Origin of the sequence: Pseudobutyrivibrio sp. MD2005 (genome assembly GCF_000621865.1) — a bacterium.
GTDB lineage: Bacteria > Bacillota > Clostridia > Lachnospirales > Lachnospiraceae > Pseudobutyrivibrio.
Genome location: NZ_KK211358.1, coordinates 1 through 24,134, shown reverse-complemented (window position 1 = coordinate 24,134; position 24,134 = coordinate 1). Strand labels below are relative to the sequence as shown.

The 24,134-nt window shown below is 39.0% G+C and carries 21 protein-coding genes; 3 read left to right on the top strand and 18 right to left on the bottom strand.

Going from position 1 to position 24,134, the window contains the following annotated elements:
• Nucleotides 1–45: 45 nt before the first annotated feature.
• The 15 genes from T498_RS0109905 to T498_RS0109835 all read right to left on the bottom strand — a co-directional run bounded on the left by T498_RS0109905 (nucleotide 46) and on the right by T498_RS0109835 (nucleotide 13,858).
• Nucleotides 46–846: an ABC transporter ATP-binding protein gene (locus tag T498_RS0109905; protein ID WP_028235767.1), complete on the bottom strand. Its 801-nt coding sequence runs from the start codon at nucleotides 844–846 to the stop codon at nucleotides 46–48.
• Nucleotides 839–1,792, bottom strand: coding sequence for an ABC transporter permease (locus tag T498_RS15535; RefSeq protein WP_036978353.1), 954 nt, complete (start codon nucleotides 1,790–1,792; stop codon nucleotides 839–841). The genes T498_RS0109905 and T498_RS15535 overlap by 8 nt, the downstream gene beginning before the upstream one ends.
• The gene (locus T498_RS0109895) at nucleotides 1,792–2,841 is read right to left on the bottom strand and encodes an ABC transporter substrate-binding protein (RefSeq protein ID WP_028235766.1); all 1,050 of its coding nucleotides are present in this window, start codon (nucleotides 2,839–2,841) and stop codon (nucleotides 1,792–1,794) included. The genes T498_RS15535 and T498_RS0109895 overlap by 1 nt, the downstream gene beginning before the upstream one ends.
• A gap of 159 nt (nucleotides 2,842–3,000) precedes the next feature.
• A complete protein-coding gene (locus T498_RS15530) occupies nucleotides 3,001–3,525 on the bottom strand; it encodes a hypothetical protein (RefSeq protein ID WP_051524706.1) in 525 nt (174 codons plus the stop codon).
• Between the two features lie 3 nt (nucleotides 3,526–3,528).
• Nucleotides 3,529–4,362 (bottom strand): metal ABC transporter permease, encoded by an 834-nt coding sequence (locus tag T498_RS0109885; RefSeq protein ID WP_028235765.1) that lies wholly within the window; start codon nucleotides 4,360–4,362, stop codon nucleotides 3,529–3,531.
• Complete coding sequence (locus T498_RS15525) at nucleotides 4,362–5,027, bottom strand: metal ABC transporter ATP-binding protein (RefSeq protein WP_051524705.1); 666 nt, start codon at nucleotides 5,025–5,027, stop codon at nucleotides 4,362–4,364. The genes T498_RS0109885 and T498_RS15525 overlap by 1 nt, the downstream gene beginning before the upstream one ends.
• A gap of 8 nt (nucleotides 5,028–5,035) precedes the next feature.
• Complete coding sequence (locus tag T498_RS0109875; protein ID WP_028235764.1) at nucleotides 5,036–6,028, bottom strand: metal ABC transporter substrate-binding protein; 993 nt, start codon at nucleotides 6,026–6,028, stop codon at nucleotides 5,036–5,038.
• Between the two features lie 60 nt (nucleotides 6,029–6,088).
• On the bottom strand, nucleotides 6,089–6,397 hold the full coding sequence (locus tag T498_RS0109870; RefSeq protein ID WP_028235763.1) for a hypothetical protein: 309 nt from the start codon (nucleotides 6,395–6,397) through the stop codon (nucleotides 6,089–6,091).
• A gap of 80 nt (nucleotides 6,398–6,477) precedes the next feature.
• Nucleotides 6,478–7,173 carry a hypothetical protein gene (locus tag T498_RS0109865; protein ID WP_028235762.1) on the bottom strand — a complete coding sequence of 232 codons (696 nt, stop codon included), beginning with the start codon at nucleotides 7,171–7,173 and terminating at the stop codon, nucleotides 6,478–6,480.
• A gap of 33 nt (nucleotides 7,174–7,206) precedes the next feature.
• Nucleotides 7,207–8,367 (bottom strand): MalY/PatB family protein, encoded by a 1,161-nt coding sequence (locus T498_RS0109860; RefSeq protein WP_028235761.1) that lies wholly within the window; start codon nucleotides 8,365–8,367, stop codon nucleotides 7,207–7,209.
• Nucleotides 8,367–9,245, bottom strand: coding sequence for a DUF3737 family protein (locus T498_RS0109855; protein WP_028235760.1), 879 nt, complete (start codon nucleotides 9,243–9,245; stop codon nucleotides 8,367–8,369). The genes T498_RS0109860 and T498_RS0109855 overlap by 1 nt, the downstream gene beginning before the upstream one ends.
• A gap of 125 nt (nucleotides 9,246–9,370) precedes the next feature.
• On the bottom strand, nucleotides 9,371–10,996 hold the full coding sequence (locus T498_RS0109850; protein WP_028235759.1) for an Mbeg1-like protein: 1,626 nt from the start codon (nucleotides 10,994–10,996) through the stop codon (nucleotides 9,371–9,373).
• A 133-nt stretch (nucleotides 10,997–11,129) separates the two neighbouring features.
• Nucleotides 11,130–12,860 carry a sensor domain-containing phosphodiesterase gene (locus T498_RS15520; RefSeq protein ID WP_051524704.1) on the bottom strand — a complete coding sequence of 577 codons (1,731 nt, stop codon included), beginning with the start codon at nucleotides 12,858–12,860 and terminating at the stop codon, nucleotides 11,130–11,132.
• Nucleotides 12,861–13,071: 211 nt separating this feature from the next.
• A complete protein-coding gene (locus T498_RS16940) occupies nucleotides 13,072–13,209 on the bottom strand; it encodes a hypothetical protein (protein WP_197019951.1) in 138 nt (45 codons plus the stop codon).
• A gap of 145 nt (nucleotides 13,210–13,354) precedes the next feature.
• On the bottom strand, nucleotides 13,355–13,858 hold the full coding sequence (locus T498_RS0109835; protein WP_028235758.1) for a hypothetical protein: 504 nt from the start codon (nucleotides 13,856–13,858) through the stop codon (nucleotides 13,355–13,357).
• A 284-nt stretch (nucleotides 13,859–14,142) separates the two neighbouring features.
• Here T498_RS0109835 and T498_RS0109830 point away from each other — a divergent pair, with 284 nt between their 5' ends.
• Complete coding sequence (locus T498_RS0109830) at nucleotides 14,143–15,918, top strand: sensor domain-containing diguanylate cyclase (RefSeq protein WP_028235757.1); 1,776 nt, start codon at nucleotides 14,143–14,145, stop codon at nucleotides 15,916–15,918.
• Between the two features lie 51 nt (nucleotides 15,919–15,969).
• Here T498_RS0109830 and T498_RS0109825 read toward each other — a convergent pair whose 3' ends face one another.
• The 3 genes from T498_RS0109825 to T498_RS0109815 form a co-directional block, all read right to left on the bottom strand.
• Entirely contained in the window at nucleotides 15,970–17,115 is a 1,146-nt protein-coding gene (locus T498_RS0109825) for an MFS transporter (protein WP_028235756.1), read from the bottom strand.
• A 164-nt stretch (nucleotides 17,116–17,279) separates the two neighbouring features.
• Nucleotides 17,280–18,899 (bottom strand): glycoside hydrolase family 43 protein, encoded by a 1,620-nt coding sequence (locus T498_RS0109820; protein ID WP_028235755.1) that lies wholly within the window; start codon nucleotides 18,897–18,899, stop codon nucleotides 17,280–17,282.
• A gap of 12 nt (nucleotides 18,900–18,911) precedes the next feature.
• A complete protein-coding gene (locus T498_RS0109815) occupies nucleotides 18,912–21,116 on the bottom strand; it encodes a glycoside hydrolase family 3 N-terminal domain-containing protein (protein ID WP_028235754.1) in 2,205 nt (734 codons plus the stop codon).
• Between the two features lie 108 nt (nucleotides 21,117–21,224).
• On the opposite strand from T498_RS0109815, the gene T498_RS0109810 reads away from it, so the two are divergent.
• Both T498_RS0109810 and T498_RS0109805 read left to right on the top strand, forming a co-directional pair.
• Nucleotides 21,225–22,049: a helix-turn-helix domain-containing protein gene (locus T498_RS0109810; RefSeq protein ID WP_028235753.1), complete on the top strand. Its 825-nt coding sequence runs from the start codon at nucleotides 21,225–21,227 to the stop codon at nucleotides 22,047–22,049.
• A 144-nt stretch (nucleotides 22,050–22,193) separates the two neighbouring features.
• On the top strand, nucleotides 22,194–23,735 hold the full coding sequence (locus T498_RS0109805) for a DUF5597 domain-containing protein (protein WP_028235752.1): 1,542 nt from the start codon (nucleotides 22,194–22,196) through the stop codon (nucleotides 23,733–23,735).
• Nucleotides 23,736–24,134 lie beyond the last annotated feature (399 nt).

The following is a 24,134-nucleotide window of genomic DNA, read 5'->3' as shown; positions in this document are numbered from 1 at the left end:
TACTATAACACTTTAGCGATTTAAAGTGATGATTTATCCAAATTTTTAACTCAAAAGAACTCTATCATTATCTAATTCTTCCCCAGCACCTACTTTAAACTTCTCAAGCAAGTCTGAAACAGTAAGAGCGGCGCGCTCCTCTCCTTCTGTATCAAATACAATATGACCTGCGTTCATCATAAGTGTTCTATTTCCCACTTCCAGAGCCTGATGCATATTGTGGGTAACCATTAGGCATGTGATGCCTCTTTCTTTAACAATAGATTTTGTAAGCTCCAAAACCTTTTCTGCCGTAGCTGGATCAAGGGCTGCCGTATGCTCATCTAAAAGCAACAGCTTTGGCGTTACAAATGTGGCCATCAAAAGTGTAAGAGCCTGGCGCTGTCCGCCTGAAAGCAGCCCAACCGGCTGTTTCATTCTATCTTCCAATCCCATGTTTAGAAGTGATAGCTGCTCTCTAAATCTTGCTTTATCCTTAGAGCTGATTCTAGAGAAAAGCTTACCTGAAGAATGTGATGCTCTAAGAAACGCAAGAGCCATATTCTCCTCAATTGTCATATTAGGAGCTGTGCCCTTAAGGGGATCTTGAAATAGGTGCCCTATCACGCGGCTCCTAACATACTCTTTTTTAAATGTAATATCCTCTCCATCAAGATAGATATTGCCTTCATCTACTATAAAGGTACCGGCAATTGCATTAAACATTGTTGATTTGCCGGCGCCATTTGAACCTACTATAGTTGCAAAATCACCATCCTTTAAATCAAGGGATAGGTGTGTCAATGCAGCCTTTTCATTTACTGTTCCAGGATTAAAGGTCTTTGAAATGTTATCAATCTTAAGCATCTTCCTTACCTCCTCTAACTGCATTTCCTCTGTAGTTTGCAAACTCTCTCTTTTTCAATACAAGCTTCTTTCTGAAATAAGGTGCAGCTATGGCAACCGCAACAATAAGAGCTGAAACAAGCTTTAATGCCTCAGCAGGAACAGATAATCTAAGGGCAATCGCTACAATAAATCTGTATAGAACTGAACCTAAAATAGTTCCAATAATTCTTCTTGCCATGCTTCCCTTATTGCCAATCAAAGTCTGACCTATGATAAGTGATGCTAAAGCAATTGTCACCATTCCTGTTCCGATATTGATATCCGCAGATTTCTGATACTGGGCAATGAGAGCACCTGAAAGTCCAGTAAGTGAGTTTGCCAGGCAAAGACCAACCGTGATAGTGAAGGTTGGATTGATTGAAGATGACTTAACCATCTCAGCATTATCACCTGTAGCTCTAATAGACATACCTAGTGTTGTCCCCATAAACCACCATAGAGCAACGGCAACCACAACCACTATCAGTGCAACAATGATTACTTTATACCAGTCTCCTACAACTGTGTTTCCAAGTGTATCCTTGCCAATAGAAAATAAAGTATCGCATCCAAATAGATTTGCGATAGAAGAAAATCCCATTACCGCAATATTAATAGTGTATAGCCCTGTGTTAACAATGATTCCAGCCAGAATGGATTCTACCCCAAGCTTTGTTTGTAAGAAAGCTGTGACAAACCCGGCAACTGCTCCAGATGCAATAGCGGCAACAAGTGCTAAAAATGGATGACCTGCCAGTGACACCATAGCGCCAACTGCACATCCCAATGTGAAACAACCATCAGTTGTTAAATCTGCAATATTAAGAATTGTAAAAGAAATAAAAAGTGCCAAGGCAACTAGGGCGTATATACACCCTAGTTCCAATGCACTTTGAAAAATCGATATAGTAAAAATAGATGACATTACTCAAATTCCTCCGAAGTCTGAACCTCTACGAAGCCATCGCACATATCTCGAATCTTCTCATAGTCTAAGTTAAGCGCAGCAGCTGTCTCTGTATTAACAGTAGCTGTTCCATTATCAAGTGTCTTAACTGGAAGTGATGCTGGATTCTTTCCATCAACTAAAACCTCCGCAACCATATTGGCAGTTTCCTTACCAAGTGTAGCGTAGTTTACACCATATCCAAGATATGCTCCATTAAGTGCAAATGAATCTGCACCACAGTAATGTGGGATTCCTGCATCAATAAACTTTTCGTAAATGCCAAGCTCTGCTGTCATGATTGTGTTATCTGTTGGAGTAAATACAGCCTCAACATCTTCTGCAATTAATGCATCTGCAGCAAGCATTACTTCATCATTTGTTGTGCCAGTCTTTTCAACATATTCTACACCGGCAGCATCAAGATATGCCTTTGCAGCCTTAATTGGGCCTGTTGAAGCATCCTGTCCCTTATCATAAAGAAGACCAACCTTGCTGATATCTCTATTCTGCTCAAACATCAAATCAAATACAGCATCTGTGTTAAGTGCATCAGATGTGCCTGTAACATTTGCGCCAGGTGCATCGTTTGAAGCTACAAGACCTGCAGCCTCTGGATCAGATACAGCAGCAAAAACTACTGGAATCTGGTTATCCTCTGTTGCAGATTGGCAAATCATAGCTGTAGGTGTAGCAATTGGAACCAAAATATCTACATCATCATTGATAAGCTCTGTAACAATCTGATTGATTGTTGTTGAATCTGCCTGTCCGTTATAATAGTAATCCTCATACTCAAATGTTACTCCCTTTTCCTTTGAAAGCTCATCAAGCTGAGACTCTAAATTAGTAACAATCTGGTTAAGAGAAGCATCATCTACATACTGAATAATACCTACCTTATACACTGCTCCAGCAGCATCTGAATTTCCATTTGCATCCCCATTGTCTGCCGATTTATTTCCACAACCAACTAAAGCTGCAGTCATGGCCATTACCATCAATATAGAAAAAAATCTTTTCTTCATATATTTATCCTCCAATTCATTTACTTACAGTTTTAGTAATTCTACCATATTACTTTAGCAAGTTAAAGTAGAAAAAATCCCTTTATGAGGGACTCTTGCTAAGAACTAAGAATGGCAGGTAGAAAATTTTCCACCTGCCATTAATTTACTTAATAAGATTTATTCCAGCACCGAGTCCTTAATAGTGATATACATATACTCACCTTCAGTATAAGCTGAGAAGGTTCCTTTTATTACAATTTCTTCCCCTTCTGCTGGGTAGTCTTCTGCTGAGTATTCGTTTTCGTCTAGCACAAATTCCAGGCCTTGAGAGCAGCACTGGGTTGCATCCTGGACGATGCAAGCATAGTATGTTTCGCCGGTTACTTCATCAGTATAGATAGAGCAATTGCCGTCCATCTTAATACTTTTGCCTTCGTATGATTCAGGGTCCATCATCATATTAAAGACCTCGGAATACACCATGGTCGAAGACAATGCTGTCAAATCTAAATCAACTGATGAATCCGCCTCAACCTGGGTAGCTTCATCGATTTGTTCCTCTTCTTGGGGAGCGTCCTCAGTCTGTGTAACCGTTGATTCTACGCTAGCTGACTCAACCGCTGTATCTGCAGCCTGCTCACTCTTGCCACAGCCTAAAAATGTCACTGTCAACAACAGCAATAATATATTTAATTTTTTCATCGACTATCCTCTAATCTTTCCAATCAAATAGCAAATGCCAAATAAAATAACATCCACTGTAACAATAGTAGAACCTACAGGAGTTCCAGCTAGAATCGATATCAATATTCCTAATAGTGCACATATAGTAGATGATATTGCAGAGAAGATTGTTACACTTCTAAAGCTTTTTAAAATGCTCATTGCTGAAAGAGCAGGGAATATTACAAGCGCTGATATCAAAAGTGAACCCACAAGATTCATAGCAAGCACGATAATTACCGCAATTACGGTAGCAATCAATAGATTGTACGCATTAGCTTTTGTGCCTACCGCATTTGCGAAGTCCTCATCAAAAGTAACTGCAAAAATCCTGTTGTAAAACAATATAAAAATTCCTATCACTATAATCGATAAGATTCCACTTATCCATACATCTTCTTGTGTAAGAGTCAGGATTGATGTCGAACCAAACAATGTAGAGCATACATCTCCTGCCACATTCGAAGATGATGGAAATAGATTCATAATCATATAGCCAAAGGCAAGGGCTCCTACAGAAAGCATTGCAATTGCTGCATCCCCTTTGATTTTGGCATTCTTTCCTTTTCTAAGAATCAAGATTGCGAATGCAATTGTCAGCGGAAGTACAATCAACATTTTGTTTGTAACATTAAGCACTGTGGCAATGGCAAGTGAACCAAATGCTACGTGGGATAATCCATCACCAATGAACGAATATCTTTTAAGCACTAATGTCACTCCAAGAAGTGATGAACATAGCGCAATCAAAACACCCACAATAAGCGCATACCTAACAAAAGGAAAGCTTAAGTACATAAATAACTGGTCTAACATTATTTGCCCTCCTTGTCTGCCTTGATAGTAGTTACTTTCATAGAATTGACATCAAAAATCTTAGTAGCGTAATTTTGCACATTCACCAAATCATGGCTAATCATAATGATTGTCATTCCGTCATCATTTAGCTGCTTGATTAATTCGTACATTTCCTCTGTGACCTGTGGATCAAGGCCTGCAACAGGCTCGTCTAAAAGCAAAGCTTTTTTTGTGGCACAGAGAGCTCTAGCTAAAAGTACTCTCTGCTGCTGACCGCCGGAAAGCTCTCTATAGCATCTGCTTTTAAGCTTTTCGATACCCATTTTTTTGATGTTATCAAGCGCCAAAGCCTTCTGCTCCTTTGAGTAGAAAAACCTCTTTCCTAATCCATTTTGACACCCAGATAAAACTATTTCATACACAGATGCAGGAAAATCTCTTTGCACATCTGATTGCTGAGGAAGATAACCAATTTCATTTTTTTCTAATCCTTCAGCAAAGCTTATTTCTCCTGATACAGGTGAAATAAGTCCAAGCATAGTCTTCATAAGGGTAGACTTCCCCGAACCATTCTCACCCACAATACAAAAATAGTCTCCTGAATTAATCTCGAAATTTATATTATCAAGAACTGCCTGGGATTCATATCCGACGGCTAAATCCTTTGCTTTTAAAACTGCCATAATATCTCCTAATTTATTCCCTGAGCAAGTACCTCAAGATTGCTTTCCATAATTGATAAATAAGTCACGCCATTTGCCACATCATCAGATGTTGTTGACTGCATTGAATCCATGGATAAAATTTTGGCATCCTTTGAATCCGTATTTGCGATAATTGTTTCTGCAATCTTCTGGTCAGAATTTTCAATTGTAAATATCGCATTTAATCCTAACTCATCCACTTTATCCGCCAAGAATGTGATTGTCTCAAAGCTTGCTTCTGTCTCAGCAGAACATCCTACAAAAGCGGCATAGTAGTTCAAACCGTAATCATCTACTAAATATCTAAATGGAAATCTATCTCCAAATAATACCGTATTTGCGGTAGCGCCTCTAACCACTTCATCATACTGGGCATCAAGGTCGTCTAATTCACTTACGTAAGCCTCTGCATTGGCTTTATACACATCTGCATTTGCTGCATCAACAGTCTCCATTGTGTCTGCTATAGCGTTTACAAGCACCTTTGCATTTTTCAATGAAAGCCATACATGCTCGTCATATTCGACCTCTTCTTCCTTGGCAGATTCTTCTTCCTCCTCTGCCTCCATGCCTTCTACAACTTCCTCTTCCTTAACACTTTCGCCTAGAACGTCCATAAGATTAATTACCTGCATATCTGGGTTTACAGCTTCCTTTAATGCATCCTCTACCCATTCATCAGATTCTCCACCAACATAGATAAACACATCGCAAGTAGCAACCTTCATAATGTCATCTGCTGAAGGTTGATAGTTGTGCAAATCCACACCATTATCAAGAAGCATGGTAACCTCTACGGAATCGCTATCACCTACAATCTGTTTCACCCAATCATACTCAGGAAAGATTGTTGTTACAACAGAAATAGGGTCACCATTATTAGAACTAGATTGCTCATTTACCCCTGGAGCATTTGTAGCTCCAGTACCGCAACCAACTAACAACAAAGCTGACATCAAAGCCAATATTAACTTTTTCATTTTAAACATATTCCTTTCAAATCTGCACATTTTTACTTAACACGAAAAACACAGATAGAATCAAGAATCTAGTCTTACCTTTTGGGAAACTAATGTAGTCTGAACAGACTGATAATTATAATCATTTATTTCAGCTAAGATATCGCTGAAAACTATGACAATGCATGCCAATAATAAGAGACCTGCACCTATAGTTCTAATATTGTTATCGCACTGATTGATAACAGAACATATAGGACAGTGCGCCTGATCATCACAATGGTGATAGGCATGTTCAGCCATGAAAGCACTAGAAAACTGTATCAAAAGAACAGTAGCAATGATTGCTACAAAGCTAAGTATTCTCTTTAAACTGATACTATATTTCAATGCTATTCTCCTATTAGATACGTCTAACCAGTACAATACTTTAGGTATCATACGCACAAATAGCAGTTTTGTCAAATATATTATTCAACAATTAGGTCCGCCCGAGCCATCATAAGGTATCCATAATCCTTGTCTAATACCTCGATTACATTGCCCTCATCTCTTTTGACCTTGTACTTTTTATTGTTACAAGTATTAATTACGATTGTGCCTTCCAATAGTTTTCTGTATGTAGAAGTTTTTTCCTCAGAATCTGTGGAAAGCACCGTAGTTTTTTCTTCTTTTTTAGGAGGAGCCATATCAAATAAAGACAGCTGCTGCATATCCTTATTCTCTTCTTTTGCTTTTGCTGGCCCATCCTCCTTTGGCTTTCTTTTTGCTCTATCAGTTTCTTCAACCAACTTTGCCTTGGCATCATAAGTCAAAGTGACGCTTCTATCCGCCAGCTCTATCTTAATAACACCTTCTTCAAATGAAGATTTCTTAATTCTAGCGCCGGTATAATAGTCGTTATAGTATGCTCTTATGGCATTATATGCCTCTTGCTTAAGTAGAAACTCTTCTTTTGAGCCAGCTCCATCAAGCATCTCAAAATCCTCAACCACATTACCCTTTTCATCACAATAAAGGGTAATCACTCTGCTTTTTGTTTGCAAAATGATTACTGGTTCTGAATCAATAAGATTATCCTCTACCACTTCAAATACTTCTGGCAGAGATGCCATGTAATCGGCTATGCGATTTCTTTTTGCTGCTCCACTTAATTCTTTTGCCATAAGCGCCTCCCTATAGCCCTATTTTACATGAAGTCACAACTTAAGAACACCCTCTTTTAGCCTATTTAACCCATCTTTTAAGGTTTCTTTTGTACACGCCACATTCATTCTAAGGAAATATCTTCCAGTCTCGCCATATTCCAAGCCTTCTGTGACATAAAGCCCCGTTTCTTTTCTGATAGCTTTAGCCACCTCGTCACTTGATTTGCCAAGCCCGCTAATATCTAGCCACATAAGATATGTAGCCTCACCTGATACCGCCTTAATAGATGGAATTTCTTTTGCAATAAATTCCTCTGCAATACGCCTGTTATCAAAGACGTATTCTCTCATTTCATCTAGCCATTCACCACCTTCGTTAAAGGCTGCCTCTGTAACTACCTGAGCGAAGGAATTTGGCTCAGCGACTTCATCGGTATTTAATGCTCTCCACACCTTATGTCTAAGGAACGGATTTGGCACCACTACAGCTGAAGTCTGCATTCCCGCAATATTAAAGGCCTTTGTTGGGGCAATACATGTGATGCTTATGTCTTTACATGTATCTGACACTGATGCAAATGGAATGTATGATTTGCCAGGCACAGTAATATCGCAATGAATCTCATCTGAGACAACTGTCACACCATATTTCTTTGCAAGCTCGCCCACTTTTGCCAGAGAATCCTTATCCCAAATTTTTCCAACAGGATTATGTGGATTGCAAAGAATCATCAAGCTCGCCTGAGGATCTGCCATCTTTTTTTCCAGGTCCTCAAAATCCATTGAGTATTCTCCATTCTCATAATGTAGCGGGCTCTCAAGTGGCCTGCATCCATTATTTACAATGCTATTGAAAAAGATATTATAAACAGGAGTCTGAATTATTACCTTTTCGTTTGGTGTAGTGAGCTTACGTACTATAGAAGAAAGAGATGGAATTACGCCTGTTGAAAAGATAAGCCATTCCTTTTCAATCTTTAGTCCATGTCTTTTATCCCACCAGTTTTGATATGCAGCGTACCATTCTGGTGTCAAATCTGCATATCCAAAGACTCCATGAGCAAGTCTATCCGCTATAGCATTTCTGATTTCAGGTGCTGTCTGAAAGTCCATATCAGCGACCCACATTGGAAGCTCATTTTCTGCAACATCCCACTTTAATGAATCTGTTCCACGTCTGTTTACTGGTGTATCAAAATCGTATTTTCCCATTATCGTCTCCACTCAACTACTTCTTCTTTTTTGCCTACAGCCTTGCATGTAATCTTTGTTGAATCAGGATTCACCATATCCTTTTCTACAATAAGTGTCTCGATTTCAGGTGCAGAAATAGTACCACTTACCGGGTTGAATACACTATCAATCTTTGTTGTAATCTCAGCATCAATCTCCTTTGCATATTCAAATGCAAGAGTTGTATTAATGAGCTTGCAATTCTTCATTGTAAGATTATCGATGTAGCAAAGTCCCTGTAAACTTTCGATTGTACAATTAACAAATGTCAAATTCTTAGAATTCCAGCCAAGGTACTCGCCGCAAATATAAGAATCATACACTGTTACATTTTCTGTATTCCAGAATGAATCTTTTGAAAGAAGCACTGAATTTCTAACAGTAATATTCTTTGCTCCGTCAAAAGAATAATTGCCATCTAACTTAAAGTTATCAACCTCTATATTCTCTGAATTCATAGCAAAATAATGACCCTTTGCGGTAACATTATTCAGTTTGATATTCTTACAGTTCCAGAATGTTTCCTCTGCATTTGTAAGATTAACATTCTCAAGTGTTACTCCATCACATCTTCTGAAATTCTTTGGAGCTGTAATAAGAGAATCCTTCACGGTAATATTGTTTGTGTACCATACGCCAGATCTAGCCATCTCAAACCAGTTGCAATTTGTCACAAGCACATTGTTTGAATACCAGATAGGATACTTCCATTTGAACTGTGAGCTATATAATTCTATATTTTTGCTTTCCTTAAGAGGAGACTCTCCATCATCAAAAATAGAATCATAAATTCGAGCTCCATCTTCTGCATATAATGCACGCTCCCCTGAGAAAAACTGCTGTCTATATTCTTTCATTTAATTTAACCTCCAAATATTGCTATATCATTAACCAGATGAATAATAATACCTAAAGCTAACTTTAGGTCAAGTACTATTATCATCGCGAATCTATTCTAACACCAAAATTGTATTTTGTAAAATTAAATAGCACGCTTTGAAGTTAACATTCTATTTATTACTATTATTAGATTAACTATTCCGTCAACCAAAAATACTACGCCTAGGAATATCATATACCATGCCAATGAATCTTTAGGTGCAACCAAAATGAATCCTCCAAGGGCAATCAAAAATCCAATTTCAATTACCGACTTGATTTTTTCTCCACGCCTCTCCTTTTCCTGGGTTGTGGCACACAGATTTTTGAGGCTGATAGCATCGTGATATGCCCAAGCCAAAAAGGCTACGCCAATGGCTACACTTCCTATAAAAAATAGAGCATCTTCTTTTACAAGCAGCATCACATATACGCCCACCATCGCAAGGCAAATGTACACTCTCGCCGATTCTTCCTGAAGATTCCACTTTGCCTTTATCAAGTGCCGTATAGTGACAACAACTTCAAAAACAATAACTAATAAAAGTGCTAAACTTATTCCCACTTGCAATGTGTATTCAGGAATCAAGAACAAAACTACACTAGTTAAAATCATAAGCACATAAGGCAGCCATTCCTGTTTTTGTAATCGCTCTTTTATGTTTTTTGCCTTATCAGTATCTGGTGCCTTATCCAGTGCTGCTGTCACAGGCAGCTTCATAAATGTTCTAACCGTGCTTTTATCCAAAGATAACAGCTCAATCAAAATCTTTTCTATTGCAAAGGGACCTCTCTCAACCACCTGTGTCGTAGTCTTTATCCCCGCTTTATCAATGGCATTGAAAAGGTTATCAACAAAACTTGTGCGTCTTGCATCATTAACACTTCCTATCCACTGATCAAGCACCTGGCTGATAAATACACTTCCAGGACTATTGCACTCTCCATAAGCCGGTTTGCCATGGACAACACACCATGAAAATGGATCATGCTGCATGACACCTTCTTCGGAACTCTTCACTATTCTTCCTGGAATATCAACCTCCTCAAACAGCTTTCCAAAGATTGAATACTCCGGCAAAAATCTCAATGCTTTATCTTTTATTCTAGATACGCATGCTTTATCGCACACCTCCGGACAAAGTCCCGGACCATCATTCAGATATATAAACTCCACGTGATTCAGCAAATCATCGTCGATGTGTGTTGTGGCATATAGTGCAAGATTAGCGCCTTTACTGTGCCCCGCCACTATGACTCTATGCTTCTCATCTATTATATTTTGCAAGTAAGCTTTTGCTCTTTTCTGGGCTTCTGTCTCTGTAAAGCTGATCATGAAATCTTCTTTCCAACCAGCCATAGTTTCATCAGTGCCACGAAAAGCTATAAATTGCAAATCATCTGTTAAATCATAGGTAACTGCAGCAAACTGAGCCGACAGCTCTTCATTCAATATATCCACGTGATTGGATAAAAGAATTTTTCCAAAACGCTCAGTGGAAGCTGCTAATTCCACCAAATATTCCTTATCGTAAAAAGCTCCCTGTATACCATTTTTTGTCTTAAGTCTATCCACTACATTTCTTAGACTGACAGGCTCATCAAGCTTTATATCCGTCAATATGAGATATGCCAACTTACATAAAATGAAGTTGTCCACCTCCGTCAAAGCTTTTTCCTCAAAAGAAAATTCACCATACCAATTTAAGTAATCCGCTATTGTGTCCATTTTTAATCCTCACTAAGAAAGAGTAATAGTTAGCAATAAAATAGTAACTATTACTCTATTCAAATACAATAAACTAAATATTAAATTTCAGAAAAGAATCATTTAGTCTCCCCATCAGATTCCAAAAGCTCGCCTAGCGAGTTTCCCATTTGACACCCTTTTTATACAAATCATCCAAAAGCTCATCAAGCGGCATTGGCTTTCCAAAAAAGTATCCCTGTGCTCGCTCACATCCAGTCTCCTTCAAATACTGATAATGAGCCTCCGACTCAACTCCTTCACACAGTGAAGATACACCAAGGTCGCTTGCAGTCTTAATAATATATGTCATCAAGGTCTTTGTTCTTGGATTTTGGTCAGCACTTCTAAGGAATACCATGTCCAGCTTCAAAACATCAAACTGAAAATCCGCGAGAGTTGTAAGAGATGAATAGCCGCTTCCAAAATCATCTATCCATATTTGATATCCTGCATCCCTTATCTGCTTAGATGCATCTTTTATCAAACCTGTATTATCCGAAAATGCACTTTCGGTAATTTCAACATCAATCATGTTTCTTGGGACATCATATATCTCACAAAAATCGGATAGCATTTTAAACACATCGCAAACTTCAAAATCCAACCTTGAGATATTTACAGAGATAGGCACTAAAGGCTCCCCTGTATCTGCCAGTCGCCTATAATCCTGACAGACTTTCTTGACGACAAACTCATCCACCAAATGTATCAGATGGAAGTGCTCCAAAGTCTCAATAAAATATCCTGGAGGAAGCATTCCATTATCAGGATCGACCCATCTAACCAAAGCCTCGTATCCGCATATTTCACCTGTGTTAACCCTGATAATAGGCTGATAGAAAACTTTAATATAGTCCATAGCGATAGCATCATCAATATGATCTACTACAAACTGCTGCCTACGCAAGCCATCCCTAATAATATCATCATATATGCAATAATTTACATCGTGTCTGTTTTTAATGCTATTGCAAGCCAATCTTGCATGATCACAAGCCAAGCCCACCTCAGCTCGCTGATCATCCATATAATAAATTCCGGCCTTTATCTTTATCTTCTTATTAACATCCTCTGAAAGAAGCATCTTTTTATAGACTTCTTCTACGCACTCCACCACTTCATCCTTTGGTATTGTAGTAAACACCACGAAATGGTCATCTGAAAAACGTGCTACTGTAGCACCTACAAAAACATCCTTTATGGTGTGCCCCAAATCACACAATAATTCATCGCCCATTTTGAAACCATTCCGTTCGTTATAAAGCTTAAAATTTGGAATATCAAAATGAACAAAGGAAACATCCTGTCTTCTCGTCTCTGGCTGAGACAATAAGACCTGTACCTTATTATAGAAAAAAGCCATATTAAAGAGGCCTGTCAAATTGTCAGTCTCCCTGTTATTAGCTAACACTTCCGCCTCAGCATAGGAATTGCTGCTCACATTATAAAATTCGTTTTGATCTACATCCACTATAAATACATAGTAGAAGCTTTTCCCATTTGGCCAGTGAAGTAAATGCCCAAAATCTTCTATATATCTAACAATTCCTGCCTTAGTTAAAATTCTATACCGTACATAATCATGGCGTTTATCTGCATAAGTAGTTTGAGCCTCAATCTGATTCTCAATCTTATGTAAATCATCAGGATGCACCATACCTTTAAATCTTCCCCCAACATAGTCAAGGAATTCCTCATAAGTCTCACAATCAAAAAGCTTCACTACATTTGTCTCAGCAAAGATAATCTTCTCATCACCTTCTGCCTCATATATAAAGAAGCCTCCTGGCAATCCTGTTGGAATTTTCCCCACCAAATTGGTCTCGTAGTATTCTTCTCTCATTTTTACCCCCACGATAAGTACGTTAATATTATTACTAGACCATTATTTTTGATTTTACTATACAAATGTGTCCAAAACAAGAAGATGACAGAATATTCGCCACTATTCACAGGTATTTTTTTCGGCCCTCCATCAGCCCCCTGTGAATAGTGGCTCAACGTAAAAAGAGGCTGATGGGTTACCCATCAGCCTCCTGATTAATGATTTAATATTATTTCTGATCTACTCTGACAACCTTCATTGTGTTGCGAGCAACAAATTCTGTCTGGATTCCTTTGCGCTGTAAATCCTCTGCTCTTCTGAATAAATCTTCCGCACTTGTGCATGTAATGATCTCGCCAACTGCCATCTCTCATTTCCTCCCCAGGATTAATATTAAATTCTGCCCGCTAAAATCTTCTTTAATTCAGCGAACTTTATTATGATATCGCTATTATCAGAATTAATCAATAGGGAGATGTGAACTTTTTGTGAAATTTAATCACATTTTTTCATTATTGTGTATCAATACTTCCGTCGGAATTAATTGTGCAACAAGCATCCCTTCCAGCCCCGTCTTTCATCTGCCAATCGCCAAATTCAATTTTTAAATTAGACACATCCGTTTGAACTGTGTAGGAAATAATCCCATCATCATAAGTTTCGCCGCCATACCATCCGCCATATGTTTTAGTTACATCATCACCCTCTGAAAATACTACAGAATACTTGCTTTCCCCCTGGAAATAGATTGAATCTGTAGGGATTCCAGTCAATGTGACTACTGTTCCTTCACCGAGAGAGTCATTAGATAATGTAACCTTCACATTTGCAGTGTTCACAATATTTTCATTTTCTCCAGCAGGAGTGGTTGCATATTGGTTCATATAATCAAACTGAACGCAGCCTGGAGCTTCAGTAGCTTTCACTACCAAAGTGTTGCTCAATAGTAAGCACATGCTCATCGATAATACAAACATAAATAAGATACTACAACTTCTTCTAATAGCATTATTCATAGTCAAGCCCTCCTTACTTATAAGCAAAGATAGGGAGATACAAGCAGAATTACTCTGCCATGTATCTCCCTTTAGTGTATTTCCATTATAGATTTGAGATGGTCCAAAATCAATGAACTAGACTTTGAAATTTTCACGGTGAATTTTGTTGATTTTGTCAGAATAAGCTATAACTAACTATTTTTGTGCACTTCCTCATAGTATATTCACAGTCATTTAACATTTATTTGCGATAATCACAATGTATCACCATATTTGTTAATTATACAAAAGGGACTTAACTTATGAAACAATACAGATTTGTTGTTGATTACGATTGCAATTTCACAGAAATGATTGGCTCCATCAGACGTTTCAAGGAATACACCTCTGGTAAAAGGGGTATTCTACAAATTTTTGAGCCTAATTGTCAGAGTGATTTAATACAAAAGGATTTGGATTTTCTAACCTCGGCTTTACCTAATATTGAGGTGATTGGAATGACTGGCCATGGTGCTCTTTCCAGAGAAACCCACTCTATTCCATATAGAGTCTGCACAATCATGTTTTTTGATTCCAGTGATTTCCAGGTTAATGTATTTGACTGTACAGATATTAGCCCGCTAGAGGCAGGTGAACTATATAAGCCAATACTTGCCAAGCTTACTGATATCAAGGGCATTTTAATGATGTCTTCTGATTTCGCATTATGCCCTGAACGTTTCATCGATAAAATCAATGAATTCGATCCTAGTTATGTAGTATTTGGCGCATTAGCTGGAACGCCAACAATGGGTGATGACCGTTCAAAAGTTTTCCATGGGACAAAAATATACGAGCGTGCAATCCTTACAGTTGCATTCATGGGCAAAGACTTGCATATCGCTCATTATTATAATTTAGGATTTAGACCTTTAGGTAAAGAACTAGTTGTCACTAATTCCAATGATACAGGTATTGTGTACGAGATTGATGGCAAGCCAGCCTTCGATATATATAGGGATCATCTCGGTATTGGAATGAATCAGTATTTCTTTGAAAATACCAGTTCATTTCCACTATTTTTAAAAGAAAATGGCAATCCACTTGCCAGAGTTGCCCTTGACTATCACAAAGATGGTTCTCTTGCTTTTGCCACAGAGATTCCTGTCGGCAGTTCTGTCAGCTTAAGCTATTCGACTGCTGATATCATGTTAGACGAAGCTTCTGCATGTGCACTGAAGCTTGACGATTTTGCACCTGAAGCAGTACTTATTTACGTATGTATGTCTAGACGTATGCTTATGGGTGATAATCTTGCAGAGCTTGAATTTGAATTTTTCGAAAATATTTGTCACACTGCTACCTGGGGCCATGGCTATGGTGAGATTTTGCACGCCGATGGTCTAAGAGGCTTTTTAAATGCTTCCTGTGTTGTAATTGGATTACGCGAAGGCGAGGCGCCAGATGAGAAAGACCGACATAGGCTGCCACCTACACAAAAATATCTAAAAGCCTACTTAGAGGATTATGAAGATGGATTTGTGCCTCTGCCTGTACGACTTGTTAATTTCCTTGAATCTACAACCAAGGATTTACGAACCGCAGTTGATCAGCTTTTCTTGGAAGCCACTATCGATCCACTCACTAAGATTTACAACAGACGCGCTTTAGACCACTTTATCAACAAATATATAGAAAATCAGGGACAATATAAGTGCATCGCTGTCTTAATGATTGATATCGACCATTTCAAAAACATCAATGATACTTATGGACATGACGTTGGTGATTTAGTTCTTTCAGAAGGATGTACAGCCGCCAAAAATCAATTCACTCAAAATGATATTATTGGCCGTTGGGGCGGTGAAGAATTCATCGGCATAAAGCCTAACCTCACCCTTGAAGAAGCTAGAGAATTCTGTGAAGATTTAAGAATTAAAGTTTCAAAGGTAGAATTTGAGAAAGCTGGTCACATTACAGTAAGTATGGGATTATCCATGATACAGCCTGGCGATACACCAGCATCCCTGTTAAAGCGTATCGATGATGCCCTTTATGAGGCAAAGGAAACTGGCAGGAACAAGGTAGTTGTAAAGTAATTCAACTTAAATAAGTTTGTATTAAAAAAGGCTGCGCGCGCAGCCTTTTTCTTATCTCTTTTTATTAATTGCAAATGAGCCAATTCCTGTCAGAAGAATTACAATGCCTACAAACATAAACTTTATGGCTATACTCTCGCCAATTATACTTCCAAGTGAATTGATTACTATTGGAGATAGCGATGCTCCTAAATTAATAAGTGCAAGATAAATAGAAACCGTAAATGCGTTAGTCTCTGGTCTTGTGTTAAGAGACAATAAATAAGAACCTGCAGCATTCATTACAGCAAATCCATATCCAATAAAAAAACTTCCAATCGCAATCAGCGAAAGGCTCTTGGCAAAGTATGCTAAAAAGAAGCCAATTGCTACAACAACCAATGTAACTGTCTCAACCTGTTTACCAAATCTTCCTACAACGCTCTTAAAGGTCATACCTCCAATGATTCCACCTACAGTATTCACCATTGTCACAAGACTTGCCACAGAGGCTCCTGCTCCAACAATCTCCTGCACATAGGCAGATGAGTTTGTATTAAATGAGTTTTGCATAATAAAGTAGATTATTCCGATAATGAAAAGTCCGAAAATATAAGGATTCATTTCAAATGCGCTACCGCCCTTTTCAGTTTCATCGCTCTTTTCTGGCGCTCCCTTTGGCAGGCAAATCATTGCTATAACTATAATCAGTGCCACAAGTGTAAAAACCAGGTAACTATATCTCCAGCCAAATCTAGACAACTGGCCTGCGATAAAAATAAATAAAAGCGCCCCCAGTGCTGTGAATGTTGCATTTAACCCCATCAGCATGGCACGTTCATTTTTATCAAAATACTGAACAATAAATCCATTTATAAGGGGCATTAAAAATCCTGTTCCAACACCGATTATTGCGCTTCCTGCAAGAAGCCAATAGATGTTTGAATAGAAAAAGAATGGAAACAAACCTCCCACAAAATAACAAGCCAAAGAAAATAATGCGATAGCTTTCTTGTTAATAAAGCTCATAGCTATACCACTTAGTGGTGAGCACACAATAAAAAGAAAACTTGGCAGGGTTAGCACCAGCTGTGCCAATGTAACATTTGCCTCTGGAAATGCAGCGGATATACTTGCAATTATTGGCGAAAGTGCCATGTAAGAAAGCCCAACTGCGCAAAGTGACAAAATCCCGATTGTTGTTTTTCTAGTATTCATATCAACCTTCCCATTTATTTTTTATTTGCCTTTATTCTATATACATTGCGCCTCAATATATACGAATGCGTTTCGTTTTGCTTTCCATTATTTGCAAAAAGAGAGCACGCTCCCAAAATCTGGGTGTGCTCTCTGCAATTATTCAATGTTATTCTTTGCAATTACTATTTTCTATCAAACCAATCAAACTTAGCCCAATTATCTACATCTACACCATTTCCTGTGGCAAACATTCCCACAAGGGTACCTGTCATGCAGCCTACCTTTTCTGGATTAATGACATGTCCATCTACCTTGCAAAGCTCTGTAAGATTAGATTCGTTCTCGCCATATCGTACAACAAAATCCTCTCCATGCATTTCAAGCTGAATGACCACATCACTCTTGTCATAAGGCACTTCTGCTACAACATTTGTGTGTGTAGTACTTTCAAAACCTGGGATAAATGGTGGTATCTCATAATCTGCTGTAACCACAACAGCTTTAATCATCTGTTTTCCATTCTCTAGGCATCTAAATATCTGAAGCTGATGATTCATAGCCTGAACAAGTGCAAGTCCTGCGGTTTCATCGCCTTCAGGAACAAATGACATTTGACATGAGAATGTTTGGTCTATCTGAGTCTGTCTCTTTCCAAGAAATGCCACATAATTATCATCTGAAAGCTCAACCTCAAAGCTCATTGGTCTAATGTCATCTTCCAGCTTCTGATGAACGCACTTAAGCTCAAGCTTGGAATCTTCGATTTTCCAAATATCATCCTGTGGACGGCCCCAAAATACCATATCAAGAGAAAGCTTATCACTATCAAAATCCTCTCTTGCAGCTGGGGCATCAACCTTGCACTCCTCAAGAGATGCCGGGCCATCATATTCCCATTCAACTTTTCCAGTCTCAGGTGTAAATACTGGCCAATCTCTCTCCCAAATCACTGGGCAGATAAATGTCTCGCGTCCAAGATTCTTGCATTCTCCATCGATAAGTCGTGATGCAAGCATTACTGCATACCAGCTGCCATCCTTAAGCTGCACAAAATCAGCATGTCCTACGTTTATGATAGGACTTCTGAATCCCATGTGTCTGTGTGTAAGAACAGGATTTGCAGGATTTCCTTCAAAAAAGCTAAAAAGCTCCTTCGAACGTGCTACTGCCACTGAATGATAATGCTCTGTACCACCTTCCGCAATCATAAGATAATAGTAATCTCCTATGTGATAAAGATGTGGTGACTCTGGCGATGCTGCATTTCTAAGAGCACTATTGTAGATTGTGAAAGGCTCGGAAGCGAGCTTAAAATTTTCAATATCAAACTCAGCAACCCAAATACCTCGCTCCATCTTTCCTGCGCCATTATCCCAGCAATCGCCTGTGCCCATTACGTAGCACTTATCGTCATCATCAAAAAATATAGATGCATCGATTCCCGGAACATCATCAAGCCAATGAGGCTCTGACCAAGGGCCTTTTGGATTTTTTGCAGTGATAATGTAATTGCCCTTGTCTGCAAAATTAGTATTGATAATATAGTAAGTTCCATTGTGGTAACGAAGTGTTGGTGCCATTACACCACCTACGCCACAGTTTTTCTCCATATGAAATCCATTTTCTGGACCAATTGCATTTGCAATCTGTTCCCAATGAGCCAAATCCTTGCTGTGAAAAATAGGCAGGCCTGGACACATTTCAAAACTTGAAACAGCAATATAAAAATCATCGTCTACTCTGATAATAGATGGGTCTGGATAATATCCAGAAATAATAGGGTTCTGCAATTTATATGACATCTTCTTCTCCTCCTAAAACTTCACTCTCACTTCATCTTTTAATAGGTCACGAGAGTTGCCTCCTACGTATATACGAAACAGGCCATCTTCACAGACATATTTTCCTTGATTATCATAGAATCCCATATCGCATTTACGAAGTGCAATTCTTACTTCTTTAGATTCACCTGCTGCAAGAGTAACTCTTTCGTATCCCTTTAATTCCTTCACTGGGCGCACAAGGCTCGCCGTCACATCCTGCATATAAATCTGTGCCACTTCTGTACCAGCAACATCTCCAATATTCTTCAGTGTAAATACTGCAGCGATTCCTTCTGAATCCTCTTCAAGCTTCAAATTGCTGTATTCAAATGTTGTATAAGACAAGCCATAACCAAATGGGAAGCATGGCTCTACTGGCGCATCTAAATACTTGGATGTAAACTTACTCTTTGAACCTGGACGTCCTGTCGCAGGATGGTTGTAATAAAGAGGCTCCTGACCATTCACTGAAGAGAATGTGCTAGATAGCTTTCCTGATGGATTGACTTCACCAAATAAAACCTTTGTTAAGGCTGTACCCATTTGAATTCCAAGATGCCAGCCTTCCACAATAGCTGGAAGCTGTTCCGACTCCCAACCAAGTGCAAGAGGTCTTCCGTTCATAAGAACAGCAACAACTTTCTTACCTGCAGCCACAAGCTTCTTTAGCATTTCCTGCTGATGTCCAGGCAAAGTAATATCAGCCTTTGATGAAGCCTCTCCGCTCATACTCTTGTACTCCCCAACAACTGCCACAACTATATCAGTTTCAGTTTCGATTGCCGCTTTTAATTCATCTGCATTCAAATCCCCCTCTGGTCCACACACAGGATAGTATTCAAAATCCACACCTGCAGCCTCAAAACCTGCTTTTACGGATACACAGTCAGACGCTTCCCAACCTAAGGACCAGGCGCCTACCACCTCATCTGCTCTATCTGCAAGTTCTCCTACAAGGGTAATCTTGCTTGTCTTTTTAAGTGGCAACAAGCTGCCTTCATTCTTAAGAATGACAATCGACTTTTCTGCCGCTTCCTCACAAAGATCTACATGCTCTTTTGGAAGAACTTTTGAATACATATCAATTACTTCCTGTGGAACATATGGATTCTCGAATAGTCCCAGCCAAACCTTTACCCTAAGAATTCTTCTAACCGCATCATCCAAAGTCTCCATAGAAACCTTGCCATCCTTTACAGCCTGTGCAATATGGTTATAGAAGATTCTTGTTCCCATATCCATATCAAGGCCTGCATTGATAGCTTTAATTCCTGCATCAGCATCATCTTCTGCTATACCATGGGTAACGCATTCACGAATTCCGTTTGCATCACTTACTACGAATCCTTCAAGTCCAAACTCCCCCTTAAGAATGTCTCTTAAAGTATAAGAATTCACTGTGCAAGGCACACCATTTAAATCATTAAAAGATGCCATCGCAGAGCAAGCGCCTTCCTCCATCGCAGCCTTAAATGCAGGTAAATATACGTTGTAAAGCTGAGATGTAGACATTGAAGTAGTGTTGTAATCTCTTCCTGCCTCGCAAGCTGAATAAGCAACATAGTGCTTTGTACATGCCGCCACATAATCGGCTGTAGATTCTGTGTTATTCTGAAGACCTTTTATCTTTGCTCTTGCAAATCTGCTTCCAAGAAATGGATCTTCTCCTGGACCTTCTGATACTCGGCCCCATCTTGAATCTCTTGCTACATCAAGCATTGGTGCAAAGTTCCAATTGATTCCATAGGCTCTGGATTCCTTTGCCGCCATCTTAGCTGTGCGCTCCATCAAATCATCATCAAATGTTCCTGCCTCAGCGATGGCAATAGGATAAACACTTCTAAGACCGTGGATAACATCAAATCCCATAAGAAGAGGAATGCCAAGGCGTGTTTCTTCTACCGCTATCTTTTGAAGCTCATTGGCCTTTATAGGATCATTTCCCATTACGGAGCCAACCATTCCAGCTCTGATATCATCCTCATGGAAATCTCGCTCAGCGGTGGCCATGATTTTGCCAAACTCCTCTTGCGACATGCGACCGTCTGTAACCATTTCAATAAGTTCTTCAAATGGAACATCAAATCCACCTACTATAGAAGGTGAATCCTGATTGAGCTGTCCAACCTTTTCCTCTAATGTCATTTTATTAAGCAATTCTTCAACGAATTGCTTTTGTTTATCTGTTAATTTCATTTTATAACCCCCATCTTGCTTCGATAAGTTTAGTATAGCTTGACGTTCTCGGAGTCTCAATATTATTATAGTAATATAAATGGTACATTTTTAAGATTGGAATTTGATATGCTACGTTCTTTTCAATATAAGAAAAATGAATACGACACTATCCCATTACAGTTAGTTTTACTGGGAGCCGACCACGATCAGGAGCCTGTATATAGAATGCATGGGATAAATCTCAGCCAGCTTTTGTATTGTAAAGAGGGGCAGGGTGAGCTTATTTTAGATAATCGTAAATACGTTATTGATAAAGGCCAGTGTTTCATTATTTTGAAAAACACTCCACATGAATATCACAGCACTGGCGGAAAATGGATTTTAGATATAATCGGCTTCAACGGCAGTATTGTGCCTCTGTTACTTAGAGCACTGAAGATTAATTCTTCAGGGGCTTATCTTTTAAGTAACAGAGATATATTGGAGGCTCATCATAAAAAGCTATTAGAGATTTCGGAGCAAAACAGCAAGCACAAGCATATGCTTCTTTCGCAGGAAACCTATGCTCTCCTAACAGATTTGACCTATTGCCTTACACATATTGCTTCACAGGCAGCCGACTATGGTAATCCCACAATCACCCGGATAATAGAATATCTGGAATCCCACTATGGAGAAGATATATCTCTTGACACACTGGCACAAATCACATCCAGAACACCTGAATATTTATGTAGCATTTTCAAAGAGCACACGGGGCTTACCATAGTAAAATACATAAACGGAATTCGTCTTTTGCATGCCAAGATTCTACTAGTGGAAGAACCATCCATGTCTGTAAGTGAAATTGCAATAAAATGCGGCTATAGTAGTGCCAGTTACTTTGGCAAAGTATTTCTTAAACAATACAAGCTTACGCCAAATCAATATCGCATGAGCCATTTGATGTAATAAATCTACAATACCTTAATATTTTACCATCAAGGTTAGATAACTAAGATTGAACCTCCTGCCCTCTGGTATTAAATTATTTATTGAGGGGTGAGTTATTTTAAATATATTTGCTTTTTAAGCAATTTGTTTTAGGAGGTTTTTATGTCAAAAGCAAATTTTAAAAATGATGAAAAAGGAATCGGCACATTATACGTTGATGGCAAACCATTCTTTTTAAGAAGTGGCGAAATCCATAACTCAAGTGCATCGACACTTGCTGAAATGGAAAATCAGATTTGGCCTCAGGTAAGAGAGCTTAATCTTAACTCTTTAATTGTTCCAATTTATTGGGAATGCATTGAGCCAGAGGAAGGAAAATATGATTTTGGCCTAGTTGATGGCATTATCAACCAAGCTAAAAATGAAGGCAAAAAGCTAGTATTTCTGTGGTTCGGGCTTTGGAAAAATGCTGAATCTATGTATGTTCCTAGTTGGATTAAAAGCAATTCCGATAAGTTCTTTTTAGCGCAGAAGGTTAATGGTGATAAGATCAATACAGTTTCGCCACTTTGCCATGAAGCTATCGAAGCAGACAAAAAAGCTTTCTCTGCAATTATGGCTCACATTAAATCCATAGATGAAAATGACTGCACTGTAATCGCAATGCAGGTTGAAAACGAAATCGGTTTACTTGGCACTGCAAGAGATTATTCTGATAAAGCAAACAAGCTGTTCAAAGAAAATGTTCCTGATGAAATTGCTAAGCTTTACGATATTTCAGGTGATTGGAAATCAGCTTTTGGTGATGATGCGGAAGAATTCTTCATGGCTTATCATTTTGCAAAAGCTGTCGAAGAAATCACAGCAGCTGGCCAAAAGGAATACGATTTGCCTTGCTACACAAACGCTTGGCTGAAACAATATCCATGGATTGCTGGCACATATCCATCAGGCGGCCCAAATAAAAGCGTTCATAAGATTTGGAAGGCTATGGCGCCATCACTTTTCGCTTTAGCTCCAGATGTTTATGTTCCATTCTGTGCAGATGTAATGGATGAATACACCTACGACGGTAACCCATTGTTTATTCCTGAGATTAGAAAAGATGCAGTTGCTTCATCTTATGCACTTTATGCTCAGCTACATCACCATGCTATCTGCTTCTCTCCATTTGGAATTGAAGAACTTGCACTTGATTCTGAGCTAGTTGATAAGCCACCTATGGAAGTAATGATTGCTCTTAACATTGATCCATCAGCTTTCGATACCAGAGGTAGTAAAGAAGCTCTTGCCGCAACATACAAATTACTAGAAAACCTTGAGCCTTTATATCTTCAGTATCGTGGTACAGATAAGCTTCAATCATTTGTTCGTCACGGAGAGTACGACTTTGGTTGCCTGGTTAGATGCAAAGAATATGATTTCAAGGTTGGATATTCCCCAAGAATGTCAGGCAAGCCACTTGGTTCATTCAATTTATTCGAGCTTGAAGACAACAAGTTCCTCATTATCGGACTTGAGTGTTCAGTTGATTTCAATGTTAAGATTGGCGAGAACAAGAAAGCCGGAATAATCAAGCTAGAAGCTGGTCATATTGAAAATGGTGAATTCATTTCTGATAAACTCCTAAACGGAGACGAAAAAATGTCTATCCGCTGTGGTTCCATCCCTTCTGTTTATATGCTTGAATTATACAAATACTAAATATTCAAAAAGAGCACATGTCGCCTTGGCAACACGTGCTCTTTTTGATGTGCGCCTAGCGGCGCACGTTTCTAACGGGTTCAAGTCCCGAATCCACCCGGTAGTGGGAAGGATATAGCCGAAGGCAAGGGTGTCCGCCGCGAGGTGGAATCTGAAGGAAGCTGGATGTGGGGAACATACTAACCCACGGACAAATCTCCGGTCTGACGTACAGAAATCTCATACGAGGTTATGCATGAGGGTAAGGCTGCATCACAAGTCGAAGCCCAATAACTACACGGAATCATGCATGATAAATGAGGCAGATAGATGGAGAGGAAGAAACGTGTGGTACCTAGGGAGGTCTGTGTGAAACGCTCCGAAAGGAGTAACCACCGTACAAGGAAACGAGGCGGTGCT